The organism is Pectobacterium hainanensis, assembly GCF_046237015.1.
Classification (GTDB): domain Bacteria; phylum Pseudomonadota; class Gammaproteobacteria; order Enterobacterales; family Enterobacteriaceae; genus JBJYIN01.
This window is the reverse complement of the sequence record NZ_JBJYIN010000019.1, coordinates 23,562-38,786: the sequence shown is the minus strand read 5'-3', so window position 1 is coordinate 38,786 and position 15,225 is coordinate 23,562. Positions and strand designations below refer to the sequence as shown.

Genomic DNA, 15,225 nt, shown 5'->3' with positions numbered 1-15,225 from the left:
GTTTAACCCTCCCGGGATGCGTTTCCGGCGTCTTGCTGATTCTGCTTTTGCTGACGACCCAACTCACGCACGGCCATCAAACTGACGCCGCCCACCACACCGAGCACACCACCGATCAACCCGACAGCCGTCGCAGAGACCTGTCCGCCTTCCGGGATATGAACATCCGGTTTTTCTGCGCGCGGCGTGGGGTTTTCTACGCTCGATAGCTGGAAAATGCCTTTGGTAAACCCGATTCCCTTCTCGTTACAACCGTAACAAGGATGCCCAATACCCACCGGCCAGATACCACCGCCGACGTCACAGAACTCCAACGTCGGGCAGTTACCATAGGTTTCAGGTCCTTTACAGCCCAGATGATAGAGACACCAGCCTTGACGATGGCCTTCATCACCAAACTCTTTTGCAAAACGTCCGGCATCAAAATGCGGCCGACGTTCACAGTTTTCGTGGATCAAACGACCGTAAGCAAATGTTGGCCGCCCCTCGGCATCCAACGCTGGCGGGCGCTGATAAGTGATAATATGCGCAACGGTTGCGAGGAAATTATGGGGATTCGGTGGACACCCTGGAATGTTAATAACGGTTTTTCCAGGCAGAACATCCTGTAGGCTGACTGCACCGGTCGGATTACTTCCCGCCGCCGCCACACCACCCCAGGCTGAACAAGAACCGATAGCGATAATGGCTGCCGCATGCTCAGCCGTCTCACGGATATGCTCCACAATCGGCTTACCAGCAACCATGCAGTAGATACCGCCGTCTTTTATCGGTATCGACCCATCAACAACCAGAACATATTTCCCTTTATATTGCTCAATAGCGCGGTGCTTGTTTTCTTCCGCTTGCTCACCAAAAGCAGCGGAAAGCACCTCGTGATATTCCAGCGAGATCGTGTTTAACAACAGGTTCTCAATGGTGGGATGGGTTGCCCGTAACAGGCTTTCCGTACACCCCGTACACTCCTGCGCACCGATCCAGATCACTGGTGGACGCTGTGGAGAGCTGATTGACTTAGCCATTTCTGCGACGGCAGTATCTGCCAGCCCCATTGACGCGGCGAGTGCTGCACACAACTTCATAAAATCACGACGATTCACGCCGTGATGGGAAAGCATTAAATTTTCCCCACTCATTTTTTATTATTCTCCTGTAACTCGAACGGAGCCTACCCAATAGATTTCCCGTTGCCAGACAAAACGCTGTCATGCTCAACAACGCCCTGCATTGGCAACTTGAAAGGTGACGGGTATAACACACAATATGTGTGGGGATATGGTAATAAGTAAATTAAGTTAACAGACTTGATCTCCATCAACCGCTGCAACAATAGATTTCTTATTTCTGTTATAACTGTGACTTTATACGCAACGATCCTATTTAAAATGGATATTACGTTGTTTAAATGAGAAATAATCGCAATAACACCAATACATTATTGTTTAATTTTTCATTCGTGAGCTAAATCGATTAATCACCGGAAACAACTGTTTATTTAAATCACTCAACATACTGATTAAAAAAGAAATAAAACAAAAATCTCATTTCATGAGTTTATTTATTTTCCGATATAGCAAAAACATTTCATACTCACCACAGCGCAAGATAAGAATAATTACTTTAATTTTTTTAGTTAAAAATGAGATTTAAGTGCAAATTTTTTGAATTTTACCCAATGTCCATGTTTTATCTTGCAATGTTTAAAGAGAAATTAATATTTGAAGGTTCCCTTTTCCCCAAAAGATCTCAAAACAAAAAAAGCAGCAACGGTCTTTACCGTGCTGCCTTAGACAGAATACGTCATTCTGGATAGTAAGTTACTGGATACCCTGACTGCGGAGATAATCCTCGTAATTACCTGTAAAATCGATCACTTTATTCGGCGTCATCTCCAGAATGCGGTTCGCCAATGAACTCACAAATTCACGATCGTGGGAAACAAAAAGCAACGTTCCTTCGTACATTTCCAATGCCATATTCAGCGATTCGATAGACTCCATGTCCATATGGTTGGTTGGTTCATCCATCACCAGAATGTTTGGACGCTGCATCATCAGCTTACCAAACAACATGCGGCCTTTCTCTCCACCAGACAGAACTTTCACTTTCTTCTTGATATCGTCCTGACTGAACAATAAACGCCCCAGAATGCTTCGCACGGCTTGTTCATCGTCTTTTTCCTGCTTCCACTGGCTCATCCAGTCAAATACCGTCAAAGCATCGTCAAACTCGTATTCGTGATCCTGCGCGTAATAACCGATCTTCGCATTTTCAGACCATTTAACCGTGCCGCTATCGGGCAGCGCTTCACCAACCAGCGTTTTCAACAGCGTAGATTTACCAATACCGTTTGTCCCCAGAATGGCGACTTTTTCACCGACTTCCACCATCAGATTCAGCTTGCTAAACAATGGGCCGTTATCAAACCCTTTTGCCAGCGCCTCCACTTCCAACGCATTACGAAACAGTTTTTTGTCTTGTTCGAACCGAATAAATGGGTTCTGACGGCTGGAGGCTTTCACTTCCTCTAACTGAATTTTATCAATCTGACGGGCACGAGAGGTAGCCTGCTTCGATTTTGAAGCGTTAGCGCTAAAGCGACTCACGAACGATTGCAACTCGGAAATCTGCGCTTTTTTCTTGGCGTTATCCGCCAGTAAACGTTCACGAGCCTGCGTGGCGGCCGTCATATATTCATCATAATTACCGGGATAAATACGCAGTTCACCGTAGTCCAGATCCGCCATGTGCGTACACACCATGTTTAGAAAATGGCGGTCATGCGAAATGATAATCATGGTGCTGTTACGCTCATTCAGCACCTGCTCCAGCCACCGGATAGTATCGATATCCAGGTTGTTGGTTGGTTCATCAAGCAGCAGGATATCTGGGTCGGCAAATAACGCCTGAGCCAACAATACACGCAGTTTCCAGCCGGGAGCTACTTCACTCATCGGACCGTAATGTTGTTCAACAGGAATACCGACGCCTAATAGCAGCTCGCCCGCTCGCGCTTCGGCGCTATAACCATCCATTTCGCCGTACTGCACTTCCAGATCGGCAACTTTATAACCATCAGCTTCACTCATTTCAGCTAAAGCGTAGATACGATCGCGCTCTTCTTTTACCGCCCACAGTTCCGTATGGCCCATGATGACGGTATCCAGCACACTGTATTCTTCAAAAGCGAATTGATCCTGGCGCAATTTCCCCAGACGTTCATTAGGATCGAGGAAGACATTACCTGAGCTCGGCACCAGATCGCCGCCGAGGATTTTCATAAACGTGGATTTACCGCATCCATTTGCGCCGATCAGGCCATAACGGCTACCACCGCCAAATTTAACGGAAATGTTCTCAAACAACGGCTTGCTGCCAAACTGCATGGTGATATTGTTGGTACTTAACACAGCACTTACTCAAGTCAGAATGTGATTTGGCGCGCATTATGCCACAAGCACGCAACAGGGTCGCGGTTAGTTTTGAGTAATATTTAATCGATAGCGCATACAGGAGAGAAATGCGATGCCTACAGTACGTCGTTTCAAACAGGTCGACGTTTTCACCCAGCAACCTTTCAAGGGCAATCCGCTTGCCGTGGTTATGGAGGCGAAGGGGTTAACCGATGCGCAAATGCAGGATATCGCACGTTGGACAAATCTGTCAGAAACCACATTTATCCTGCCCGCTACCGATCCCTTGGCAGATTATCATGTTCGTATTTTTACCCCGGAGACCGAGTTTCCCTTTGCTGGTCATCCGACACTGGGATCCGCTCATGCACTGTTAGAATCCGGATTACAAACCAAGGTTCCGGGCCAAATCGTCCAGCAATGCGGCGTGGGGTTGATCCCCATTAATATCGGCGATGATGGCATGCTAGCGTTCCATGTTCCTCCAGCCACCCTCATTCCTTTTGATGCTCAATGGTATCCGCTGTTGGAGCGAACGCTTGGTAGCGCAAAAATCGATAAACGCTATCCCCCCACCAATGTTCATATGGGCATTCGCTGGCTGGTTATTCGTTTGGATAGCGCCACGACCTGTCTGAATATCACGCCGGATACGCCGTCTCTGGCGATGCTGCTGCAAGCCTGCGACATGACAGGTATTGCTATCTATGGCCCGCACGATAATGCATTACCTACGGATTATGAAATGCGGGCATTCTGTATTGAGCAGGGTGCACTGATAGAAGATCCGGTAACCGGGAGCGCCAATGCCTGTCTGGCCGAACTTCTGCGTCACCAGCACTATCCTGACAATATTGCAGAGAAATTAGGTTACACCGTCAGACAAGGCACCAAACGGCAATGCGATGGTCGTTTGTTTATCTCTTATCTAAACGATGAACCGTGGGTTGGTGGCCACAGCGTGACCATTATTGATGGTACGCTGCAAGCGTAACATGTCGTTAGGGATCCCACTGGCGACTCACGTCATGGTGATCCGATTCCCGATGAAAATCATCATCAGAAAAACGCCTTCTGAAAAAACGCACGCTCGATTCATCCTCAAAAGGGATGAATCGTCACTCTAATTTTTGTGATTCAAATCACAAAAATATTGAAATCCAATTTCATCTCCGCTACTATTAAAAACGTGACGAACATCACACTTAATCCGGCAAATAGGAGAGACTAATAATGAAAATGTTTCGCAATATCGGGAAATTTTTTAAAAGAGTGGGAAATGTTTATGTCAGCTACTGTGAGCGTATTGGATCTGTCGTTAGCCCATTCTGATCGTCGTTTATCCGATGATTAAAGCCGCCTCAATATAGGCGGCTTTTTGTTGTATTCCATTCAGCCCCGCATGCTGCCACGTGAAGATGTCTCCCAACGATGATCTTCGCCATTCTCCCCATCGTTTTTTGATGATAGGCGATATATCTTAGCCCGTAAAATCGATGCCAAATTGGTGATCCACGCCCCACCATCAAAAAAATTCCGTTTAAAAACAGATTAATGCACTACCCTTTCTTTGTATCTTGCACATTTTACCTTTTAGCCAGAAAACCATCGGGAAGAGGTTATATCAGGCTATCGGGGCAAAATAAGGGACATTGATATGAGTAAGGTTAAACAACAAGATATTGATCGTCTTATTGAGCTGGTTGGTGGGCGCGATAACATTGCGACTGTCACCCATTGCATTACCCGACTCCGCTTTGTGCTGCATGATCCGTCAAAAGCACATCCCAAGACTATTGAGGAGTTGCGCATTGTTAAAGGTTGTTTTACCAACGCCGGTCAGTTTCAGGTGGTCATCGGCACCGATGTCGATGCGTATTACCACGCACTCTTAGCGACCATCGGGCAAAATGCAGTCAATAAAGAAGAGGCGAAAATCACCGCTCGCCAGAATATGAGCTGGTTTGAACGCAGTATTTCCCACTTTGCAGAAATCTTTTTCCCATTACTTCCAGCATTAATCAGTGGTGGTTTAATTCTGGGCGCACGTAACGTCATCGGTGATATCCCTATCATCGATGGGCAAACGCTGGCGCAACGTTCCCCAACCTGGCAAACCCTTTATGATTTTCTCTGGCTGCTGGGCGAGGCCATTTTCTTCTATCTACCGGTCGCAGTATGTTGGTCAACCGTCAGGAAAATGGGAGGAACGCCGATCCTTGGTATTGTTCTGGGGATTACACTGGTGTCGCCCCAGTTGATGAATGCTTACCTTATCGGCCAGCAAACGCCTGAAGTCTGGAATTTTGGCTGGTTTTCTATTGAAAAAATTGGCTATCAGGCACAAGTCATCCCCTCGGTGTTAGCCGGTATGGCGCTCGCCGTCATTGAACGACGTCTGAAAAAATGGACGCCGGATTATCTCTATCTGGTCGTCGTCCCCGTAACATCGCTGATTCTGGCGGTTTTCCTCGCTCATACGCTGATTGGCCCATTTGGCCGCATGATTGGTGACGGTGTGGCGTGGGCGGTCAAAGCGGTAATGACCGGCAGTTTTGCCCCTGTAGGTGCCGCACTGTTTGGCTTCCTGTATGCGCCACTGGTGATTACCGGTATACATCAGACCACATTGGCTATCGATATGCAGATGATCCAAAGTATGGGGGGTACGCCCGTTTGGCCGTTGATTGCCCTCTCCAACATCGCACAGGCTGCTGCCGTAGTCGGTATTATCATCGTCAGCCGTAAAGAAAATGAACGAGAGATTTCTGTACCCGCCGCGATCTCCGCCTTCCTCGGCGTAACAGAGCCCGCGATGTACGGCATTAACCTGAAATATCGTTTCCCCATGTTCTGCGCCATGATCGGCTCCGCCGTTGCCTCACTTATTTGTGGTTTATACGGCGTCATGGCTAATGGTATCGGTGTTGGCGGCCTGCCTGGAATACTCTCTATCAAACCGCAATTCTGGAGCGTGTTCTTTCTGGCGATGATCGTTGCGACCATTATTCCCATTGTGCTAACCGCGCTGGTTTATAAACGCAAGCAACACAATGGTACGTTACACTCTATTTGATAGGTTTGTGTTGATACACGTACGGCAACAGACAGACATCCGTCCGGGTTCAATTCTTGATTGACGTGGAGAGATTCATGACAACATCCCTACCCTGGTGGCGAAACGGCGTAATTTACCAGATCTACCCCAAAAGCTTTCAAGACAGCACAGGCAATGGTTTTGGTGATATCAACGGCATCATCTCACGTCTTGACTACCTGAAACGACTGGGTATTGATGCTATCTGGCTGACGCCAGTTTACCTCTCACCACAAATTGACAACGGCTACGATGTCGCTGACTACTGCGTTATCGATCCGGCTTACGGCACAATGGAAGAGATGGAAACACTGATCGCCGAAGCCCATCAGCGTCACATCCGCGTGGTGATGGATATGGTTTTTAATCATACTTCCACGCAACACCGTTGGTTTCTGGCCGCGCAGGATCGCCGTAGCCCTTATCGTCACTTTTATATCTGGCGGGATGGCAACGGAGATGCCCCACCTAACAACTGGCGCTCAAAATTCGGCGGCCCAGCCTGGCAACGGCATGCCGAGAGCGGTCAATATTATCTGCACCTTTTTGCTCCCGAGCAGGCCGATCTCAATTGGGAACATCCAAAAGTACGAGAAGCATTGAAAAAAGTATGTGAATTTTGGGCAAATAAGGGCATTGACGGCCTGCGATTAGATGTGATCAATCTTGTGTCCAAACAACAGGATTTTCCAGACGACGATCAGGGAGACGGCAGGTGCTTTTATACCGATGGTCCACGGATACACGACTATCTTCAGGAGTTCAGTCGTGACGTATTTCAACCACAAGAATTGATGACCGTTGGCGAAATGTCTTCTACATCACTGGCGCACTGTCGTCGCTATGGCGCATTGGATGGCAGTGAACTTTCCATGACATTCAATTTTCATCATCTGAAAGTGGATTACCCTAATGGGGAAAAATGGACTCAGGCGAAACCGGATTTCGTCCAGCTAAAAAAGATTATGCGCGAATGGCAACAAGGCATGCATAACCACGCCTGGAATGCGCTTTTCTGGTGTAACCACGACCAGCCACGCATCGTTTCACGCTTCGGTGATGAGGGTGAATTCAGAGTTGAGTCGGCAAAGATGCTGGCGATGGTGCTACATGGTATGCAGGGCACACCATATATCTATCAAGGGGAAGAAATCGGTATGACGAACCCCGGCTACACAGCGTTAAGTCAGTACCGGGATGTTGAAAGCCTGAACATGTTTGCCGAACGGCATGGCAAGACACAAACGGATGAGTTGCTTTTAGCGATCCTTTCCGAACGCTCCCGAGATAATGGGCGCACGCCCATGCAGTGGGATAGCAGTGAAAATGCCGGATTCAGCACTGGCACACCATGGCTGCAACCAAGCAAAAATGCGATGGAGATCAATGCAGAACAAGCGCTGGCTGATGAAAACTCTATTTTCTATACCTACCAACAGCTAATCGTTATGCGCAAAGTGATCCCATTAATCACCCATGGGGACTATCAGGATCTGCTACCTGAGCACCCGTCGCTATGGTGCTATCAGCGAAGCTGGCAAGGTCAACACCTATTGGTATTGGCTAATCTCGGAAAAACGAGCCAGAAATGGCATTCATTAAACAAGGTGGATGGGCACCGCTGGCGATTGCTGCTAAGTAACTATGCCGATGCCGCAGACCAACCTGGAACATTAACCCTACGGCCATTTGAGGCCATCTATTGGGTACAAGGTATGCCGGAACCAGAAGATAAAATTTAGCGAGAGTCCTATTCTCACCTTCTTTTTCATCTATCAGCATGTTTTCGTGCCCAAACGATGCTGGATATTTTTATCAACTCGGAAAGCGTGACAAGAAAGAGAGGGAGTATAACAGTCTGTATATCAACGGCATTCACCAACCAAGGAATGAAGGACAACGAAGGTACGGCAAACAGAAAACGAAACGGCGTTTGTAGATAAACCATCATCCACACCACTCTCTGTTGACGGAAAAACGCGATTATTGAACCTATCATTGACAGATTTAATGTCAGAGACAGTATGAAAAATATTAATGAATACGCCCCATGCTGTGGATAAATAGCAATGACATCCACGGCATCATCATAGAAAGGAACTCGACCGTTAGCGATGTTGATATAGCAAAAACGAAGAAGATAAATTGCATCCATTGCTGCCCAAAAGTAATAAATCCATTTACCCCTTATTTTGACTCCCATGTAACGATACCCTAAATCATTCGAATTTCAGGACGATAATACCAAGGTATTGAATACGACTTGCAGTAACTCATCTGGAAGAAAAGGGAAAAATATGGATGGTCGGGTAACGAGCGCAACCATGCCCTTCTATCATTCATCGTCGGCCATCATCCTTTACCGGCCATTCCCGACCCGTAACTGATTTCTGCGTTTTCACCGGTCGGTACAGAAAGTGCCAGTGCCATTCCATATCCGCATCGTCACTGTCAAAATCATAAGGGTCATCCGCCGCAATTTCACACTGCGCCTCCACCTCCGGCGGCCATACTGGCATCTTGCTGCTTCGTATTGACAACCAGCGGGCCACTGCCTGTAAAAATATAAATGGAAACAGCAATACACCAACGAAACCTGCGGGCATCATCAGCATTCTCAACCCCAGACCAAACGACTCTTTGCGTTTGTTTATCGGCAGCAGCCAGCCAGCAATATCTGCCACATGTTTTACTCCATCCTTCTCTTCCATGTAGCGACGCACCAGCTCCCAGAACCGCTTAATCTCTTCCTGACGTGGCCCATAGACGCTGACGCTGAACGTGTCCAGTACTGTGTCCCTATCTTCCGCTAAAATATGCCCCTGGAGATACCAGAACCTTCCGGTAAATCCGCTTGCAGTGCGCCCCAACGTAAAATAGATAGCTTGCCAGGGATAGGTTTCCACCTGTCCGTTTAACCGTGTGATATGCACCACTTGTTTTTCACGGTTAAAACGGATCGGATAATGTGTCCAGGTAAAACATTCGAGACGCAGGAGCCAAATAAACAAAATATGGGGTGAAGTGAAAATAAAAAAAATGAGAACGTAAAAAGCAACCGGTGGGGATTGATTTCCAAATAGAAACAACCACAAAAAACCTATTCCCCCCGTCAAAAATACGCCCCCCAAAAGTATTATCACAAGCGTCAGAAACCCTCGATCCTTATGGTAGGCATCCACCACTTCCAGAAATGTCGAGTTAATGCAGATAAGCGACATATCATCCACCAGCTCACGCTGGCGGTAAGACAGTCGTTGCCCCTGTTTCAGACGCCAGTGCACTTCCTGAGAGGTCAGCGAACGGTTTACCTTGAACCCCTTAGATTTCATGCCTTCATAAAACATCGCTGTTCCTTGACTTAGTGATCCGTCGCTGCTTGCCAAACGCATCCGATTCCGAGACTACCGAAGTGAATTTCACCTCGCCCTTGCCACTGATTTAAATACCTGATTCGAGCATGGGGGCGAGATCCGTATCGTCATCGGATTAAAAGATTAACGTTCCGTTTTTGCCGGGTGGGAAAATAAGTAGTAGCGATTCAGCAATTGGTTAAACCGATTATCAATCTGCTGTTGTAAGGCGGGAGAAATCTGTCCTTGTTGCTGCTGTTCACCCAGTTGACGTAACAACTCCTCCAGCGGTTGGTGGCGGTCTAAGGGCTGCTGAAGATTGAATACGGCAGATTTTAACGCCGATACTGTGATGTAACGTCCTCGTTTTTCATCCAATGCATTAAGTTGGCTGGATAGCGCCTGCAACTGAGTCCTGGTTAGCTGATATTGTTGTAAATCATCGGTATTTACCGCACTAGCCTGACGTTGCTGCCACCACTGTTTTTCCTGCAATCGCGCTTGCTCACTGGCGGGCCACAAACGCTGTGACTGATGAATCAATGCATCACCATATTGCATTGCCCATAATGGAGAGAGTGAATTCAATCTTTCCAGTTGCAGGCTATTCGCCTGTAAGACTTCACCCGTCAACGACGTTAATTCCGCCACATCGCTGGTATGACGATATTCATCAATCTGCTCCGTACTGAGCGCACGGGGTAACGGTGCTACCGTTGCCAGAAGTTTTTCCTTCAGTGGCGTCCGCTGAGTCAGGTGGGAATATAGCCCTATCGCACTCCCCGCCACCAGCGCGGTCAGCACGATACCGGCAAGAAATCCATGCCAACATTTCCAGCGCGGTTGCGGTGTACCAGTAACAACCTGAATACGAGCTCGACTGTCATTGGGTTCGACATGTGCAACATAAAGCAAGGGGGAAGAAGAGGAAGATGATGATGTCATTGATGCCTCAACGTTATAGGGAAGCTCGCCCGAAGGCGGTAACGCCGCACCATTCTGGATATCCGTACTTTCCAGCCTCAATGCAGCACCGTGCAACGTCATACGCAGATTATCAAGTTTGCTCAGGTGCTTAAGTTCCAGCACCTGAAGATGACTGCAAACCCGTTCTAAAACATGCTCCGCCCGGTAAACCTGTGGCAGATCGCTATAACTCAGCACGCAGGTACGCAACACCTGATGCAAACGTTCATTGATCCAAGCAAAAATATCGACCCGTGCATGGGTTTGAGATGGCCATAAATTACCCCATTGATGGGTCACCAATCCCTCCATCAATTCCAGACCTTCTCCTATACCGGAAAGTCCGGCTTGTTGCGCCCGCGCTAGCGTGTAATACGCAACCGTTTGTAATTCCACCCCATTACGACGAAATAGCGTCAAACAGAGTTGCTCCACCCGCTCCCAATGGACATCCGGGCGAGCGGGATGACTCAGTTTTCCCATCTCCTCACGCAATGCGCCAAACTCGGCAAAGGCGCGCGGATCACCGCCGGTCTGCACGGTGCTACCGGACAACATTGTGTTCATTATTCAATTCTCTTTCTGAAACGAAACTGATGCGATGAGTAGACGTAACAACGTTAACCCAACCGTCCCTGTTGCTTTAAATGCCGTAACATCACACGACCTTCAGGCGCAAACGCCGAGCCATAGCGCACCAGCCCAATGCCTTTTAATTCAGCATGGATCTCATACGCCAGGTGAGCAGGGGCAATGTCTGGCAGAAGTTCAACCGAGACGCTTTTCAAGCGAGGCTCGTACTTTAATAACGTGCTTTGCAATACACTAACCAGGCTGTGTGCTGATGCCGGTAATCCCTGAAGAATGTGGCTAAGATCGGGTAAACCATAGTCAGGCAAATGGCTCATGGCACCCGCTCGGCTATTCAGGATACGCTGCATATTATCGAGCACGGAGAGAATGACCTGCTGACGTTCATCCACCTGCCGAATATCCAGATCGTTCTCAAAGCTGAATGTCAGCATTTCATATAACGAAGGGTTCATCGCCTAATCCTTCATCGGCAACAATGTCAACGCGCCATTGCCGACTTCAATCACTCGGGGCATATCCGGATCGAGCATTTCCCTTTCCAGTATCAACTTCCATCCCCCTTTTTGTTCTGGCGCACGAAACAGCCCAACGATGGCGATAAATTTTGCATCCGGATTCAGCGGCATGTTCAGTGACTCACTGCCAAACGGCTTTATCGTGACATCACGCTGGGCCAGCCAGTCCGCCTTGAGCGTGGCGTCGTCATACATCAGTAGATCCTGATAATCGGCATCATCCAACGCCTGACGGGCCTTTAACTGATAAACCCGAAGCACCACCGACAACGGGGTACGATCTTCATCCGTGTTCAATGCACTGCGGGGGGTGAAATCGAGGTGCAACGTATCAATCTTTTTATAAAACAGCGATTTCGTCATGGAGACCGTCCCCTGACTCACTGATTGTGTCAGACCGCAACCACTCAACACGCCGATCATGGCCAGACAACATACGCTTAACCGAGCCTTACGCTTAAAATCGATAGCCGCCATTGACTGCTCCTTTTGCATTATTTTTCATCGTTAACCCCTGATAATCCCCCAGATTAATACTAATCAGCGCGCCGCCACGCTTATCGCTCTGCGTTCGTTTAAACCCGAGTACCGCTGTTCTCCCAAGCTGTACGCCTTTTCGCTGCTGACGCAAATTGGCATCCGGCAAGACTGAGCGTGGGAGTGTGAGTTGAAGACGAGCCTGACAGCGATACCCCAGATAAACGCGTAACAGAATGAGTAAATCCGTATGTAACTGTCCACCGGGCAACCAGCCTTGTGCCTCGTCCGGTTGTTCGGTGTAAAGCTGTAAATGCAGCATGCTATTGACATCAGTTCCCCGTTTTCCCAACACCGCCCGTTGAGACAATCCCGTCCGAGTTTCTCGGGACAAACGGGTTGGTTGGTTGAGCGGGATAGATTTGGGGTAATGCGGCGTGACCGTTGCGGTCGTTCCCGGTGCCAACAGTTGAACCAGCGAAATAACGCCTTCTCGGGTTCTGGTTGGTAAACGCATCGTGCCAAGTAATGCCAGAAAGCGAGAAACTGGCGTCGCAATATAATTGCTGCTGCCGGGAATACCGAGTCCAATGAGTCCGAGTAGACATTGTGACGTGTCATCGACTCCCCCTTCGGCAAAGCTGGCTGGATAGGCATATTTACGCCATATCCGGTAATATTGCGTCATCACCCGATGGTTAAAAATATCGAGAAAATCCTCAACGGCTTCATGCCCTTCACGACGCTGCGAAATATCGTCCAGATAATGGGACGGGAGTGGAGAATCAACGCCATATAAGCCAAGAAAGGTGGTACGCACCGTGAGTGGCCGTTGAGGATGATCCTCATCCTGTTCAATCGCTTTCAGTTCACTAACCGGAAACCCCATCCCTGGATGAGGACGAAATCGAACCCGGTCATCGCCAGGCGATGACGTACTGCCTAATGGGGGGCTATCGTTGGAATACCGCTCCAATAATTGACAAAAACGATAAAAATTCATTTTTGGCAACACGGATTGCAGTACGGGGATCATCCCGGAATATGGTGACTGTGGATCTCTTTCCATCTCAGACACTTCCCTGTTGGCTGAACGATCAGCGTCAGTTGGTTAAACAAATGAATATCGGCGTACAGCGCGAAAAAACGGTGGAGCATTTCACCGAACAGACAAATATCGCCTTCTCCGGTAAACCCTTCGCCATCCAACGTGACCTGAATATCGACACCGCGCAGTAAAAATCCCCGTTCGAAACGCTGAATCAAGCTATGTTTCACATCGACGATGGCTTCCAAACGTCGACGATTCATTTCATCGTCAGTCCAGTCATACAAAGCCAACGTGCCACGCAACACTTCAGCGTTATCCATCATACTGAGGAAATTGGAACCCAGATGGCTAAGCACTCGCCAATGGAAACGGTCATTCGCTGGCGGATAGACTGGCAACGTCGGCGCACAAAGATTCTGAATGGTTAATTCAACGGGCGTGGATTGTAGACTGCTATTCAGTAACGTGCTCCGCAACGCTTTACGCGGCAATTGCCCGTTTGTACCGGTGATCCTCAGCGAAAGGATCTCTTCTTTCAGGTTTCGTTCTTCTTCAAATGCCGCGCCACCCAATATCAACCAGGTATCATGCAGCCCGGACGCCCCACGACGGACTCGCGTATGATAATAACGTTCGGGCGCATCGTGCCGCATCATGCCACCGCGATGACGGAAACTGGAAAAAGGCACATAACGCTGATTATCAGTACGTTTTGATGAGCGAACATCATCAACGGAATAGATCTCCGTATGTCCATCCTGAGTACGCAACGGACGGATCTGATACTCACTTTCCAATTGGGTGAGCCGTAGCGGATCGGCTTCCAGACTGAATAAGTTGATGACCGGCACACAGTGCAACCGAATATTTTCTGTACCAAACGGCATGTCATATGGCCAAATTTCATTTAACACCACATCCAGTTCAAACCAGGATGCCTGCTCTGGCAGGGTGACATGCTCCAGCCCGTTAAGGGCGATAAACATAAATTTTTCACGGAAGGTGAAATATTCCAGCAATAATTGGTAGCCGCTGAACGCGCTTTCCCCTTTTGGCCAAAGATGATCATCGGTATCAAATCCAAGCGGTGAAAAGTAACTGTCCAACCGTTGTCGATCAGCACCCCGTTCGCCCGGCACACGCAAATACACATTGGCTACCTGTCGAGTCAACGCCAAATGCAACGCAGAGGCAATGGGGCTATCCGCATTGAGGTACAGCGGCAAACGATGTAAATCAATTTTCCCCCAGTCAGCCAAGGCACCACGTTCAAACCTCAGCCGTATCACCGAACGTCCATCCGATTGAGTATGAACGCCCGCTAAAGCCAGATTTAACGGTTGCAGGACGAGGTCACGCGTCGTCCGATAGCAGCAGCGGGTTCGCATGGGGCCAACAGGCTGAGAAACCACTTCAAAGCCAGTACCGATCGTTTCATTCTGTTTAAGTTGTTTTATGTCCGGGGCCAGTTCCACCACGGATAAAGACGGTATCGTGCGTAAATAATGCGGCCATAGCAGGCTGACGAGTCCTTCCGTCAGTTCGGGTAAATCATCATCCAGCTTTGCCCGTAAGCGCCCCATCATAAAAGCAAAACCTTCAAACAACCGCTCCACATACGGATCGCGATCGCCAACCCGATCCAGGTTAAGCATAGCGGCACGATCGGGATGTGCCTGAGCAAACTCTTTACCCGCTTCGCGCAAATAGCGCATTTCCGCCTCGAAATAACGCAGCGTTAAATCATCCATAGAAGCCT

At 48.5% G+C, this 15,225-nt stretch carries 12 protein-coding genes; 3 read left to right on the top strand and 9 right to left on the bottom strand.

Annotation, left to right across the window (positions count from 1 at the left end):
• Nucleotides 1-2: 2 nt before the first annotated feature.
• Both hybO and ACKPVM_RS17165 read right to left on the bottom strand, forming a co-directional pair.
• Entirely contained in the window at nucleotides 3-1,136 is a 1,134-nt protein-coding gene (gene hybO / locus ACKPVM_RS17170) for a hydrogenase 2 small subunit (protein ID WP_409310978.1), read from the bottom strand.
• A 681-nt stretch (nucleotides 1,137-1,817) separates the two neighbouring features.
• Nucleotides 1,818-3,410, bottom strand: a complete 1,593-nt coding sequence (locus tag ACKPVM_RS17165) for an ABC-F family ATPase (protein WP_409310976.1) — start codon at nucleotides 3,408-3,410, stop codon at nucleotides 1,818-1,820.
• 115 nt (nucleotides 3,411-3,525) lie between these two features.
• On the opposite strand from ACKPVM_RS17165, the gene ACKPVM_RS17160 reads away from it, so the two are divergent.
• The 3 genes from ACKPVM_RS17160 (at nucleotide 3,526) to treC (ending at nucleotide 8,252) form a co-directional block, all read left to right on the top strand.
• Entirely contained in the window at nucleotides 3,526-4,407 is an 882-nt protein-coding gene (locus tag ACKPVM_RS17160; RefSeq protein ID WP_409310974.1) for a PhzF family phenazine biosynthesis protein, read from the top strand.
• Nucleotides 4,408-5,070: 663 nt separating this feature from the next.
• Nucleotides 5,071-6,489, top strand: a complete 1,419-nt coding sequence (gene treB, locus ACKPVM_RS17155) for a PTS trehalose transporter subunit IIBC (protein ID WP_409310972.1) — start codon at nucleotides 5,071-5,073, stop codon at nucleotides 6,487-6,489.
• A 77-nt stretch (nucleotides 6,490-6,566) separates the two neighbouring features.
• Nucleotides 6,567-8,252: an alpha,alpha-phosphotrehalase gene (gene treC / locus ACKPVM_RS17150; RefSeq protein WP_409310970.1), complete on the top strand. Its 1,686-nt coding sequence runs from the start codon at nucleotides 6,567-6,569 to the stop codon at nucleotides 8,250-8,252.
• Nucleotides 8,253-8,278: 26 nt separating this feature from the next.
• Here treC and ACKPVM_RS17145 read toward each other — a convergent pair whose 3' ends face one another.
• From ACKPVM_RS17145 to tssF, 7 genes are all read right to left on the bottom strand, one after another.
• Nucleotides 8,279-8,713, bottom strand: coding sequence for a hypothetical protein (locus ACKPVM_RS17145; protein ID WP_409310968.1), 435 nt, complete (start codon nucleotides 8,711-8,713; stop codon nucleotides 8,279-8,281).
• A gap of 136 nt (nucleotides 8,714-8,849) precedes the next feature.
• Nucleotides 8,850-9,857 (bottom strand): DUF6708 domain-containing protein, encoded by a 1,008-nt coding sequence (locus tag ACKPVM_RS17140; protein ID WP_409310966.1) that lies wholly within the window; start codon nucleotides 9,855-9,857, stop codon nucleotides 8,850-8,852.
• 150 nt (nucleotides 9,858-10,007) lie between these two features.
• Nucleotides 10,008-11,396 (bottom strand): VasL domain-containing protein, encoded by a 1,389-nt coding sequence (locus tag ACKPVM_RS17135; RefSeq protein WP_409310964.1) that lies wholly within the window; start codon nucleotides 11,394-11,396, stop codon nucleotides 10,008-10,010.
• Between the two features lie 53 nt (nucleotides 11,397-11,449).
• Complete coding sequence (gene tssE / locus ACKPVM_RS17130) at nucleotides 11,450-11,875, bottom strand: type VI secretion system baseplate subunit TssE (RefSeq protein ID WP_409310962.1); 426 nt, start codon at nucleotides 11,873-11,875, stop codon at nucleotides 11,450-11,452.
• A gap of 3 nt (nucleotides 11,876-11,878) precedes the next feature.
• Nucleotides 11,879-12,415 (bottom strand): type VI secretion system lipoprotein TssJ, encoded by a 537-nt coding sequence (tssJ, locus tag ACKPVM_RS17125; protein WP_409310960.1) that lies wholly within the window; start codon nucleotides 12,413-12,415, stop codon nucleotides 11,879-11,881.
• The gene (gene tssG / locus ACKPVM_RS17120) at nucleotides 12,396-13,484 is read right to left on the bottom strand and encodes a type VI secretion system baseplate subunit TssG (protein WP_409310958.1); all 1,089 of its coding nucleotides are present in this window, start codon (nucleotides 13,482-13,484) and stop codon (nucleotides 12,396-12,398) included. The genes tssJ and tssG overlap by 20 nt, the downstream gene beginning before the upstream one ends.
• Nucleotides 13,448-15,217, bottom strand: coding sequence for a type VI secretion system baseplate subunit TssF (tssF, locus tag ACKPVM_RS17115; RefSeq protein ID WP_409310956.1), 1,770 nt, complete (start codon nucleotides 15,215-15,217; stop codon nucleotides 13,448-13,450). Before tssF ends, tssG begins: the two co-directional genes overlap by 37 nt.
• Nucleotides 15,218-15,225 lie beyond the last annotated feature (8 nt).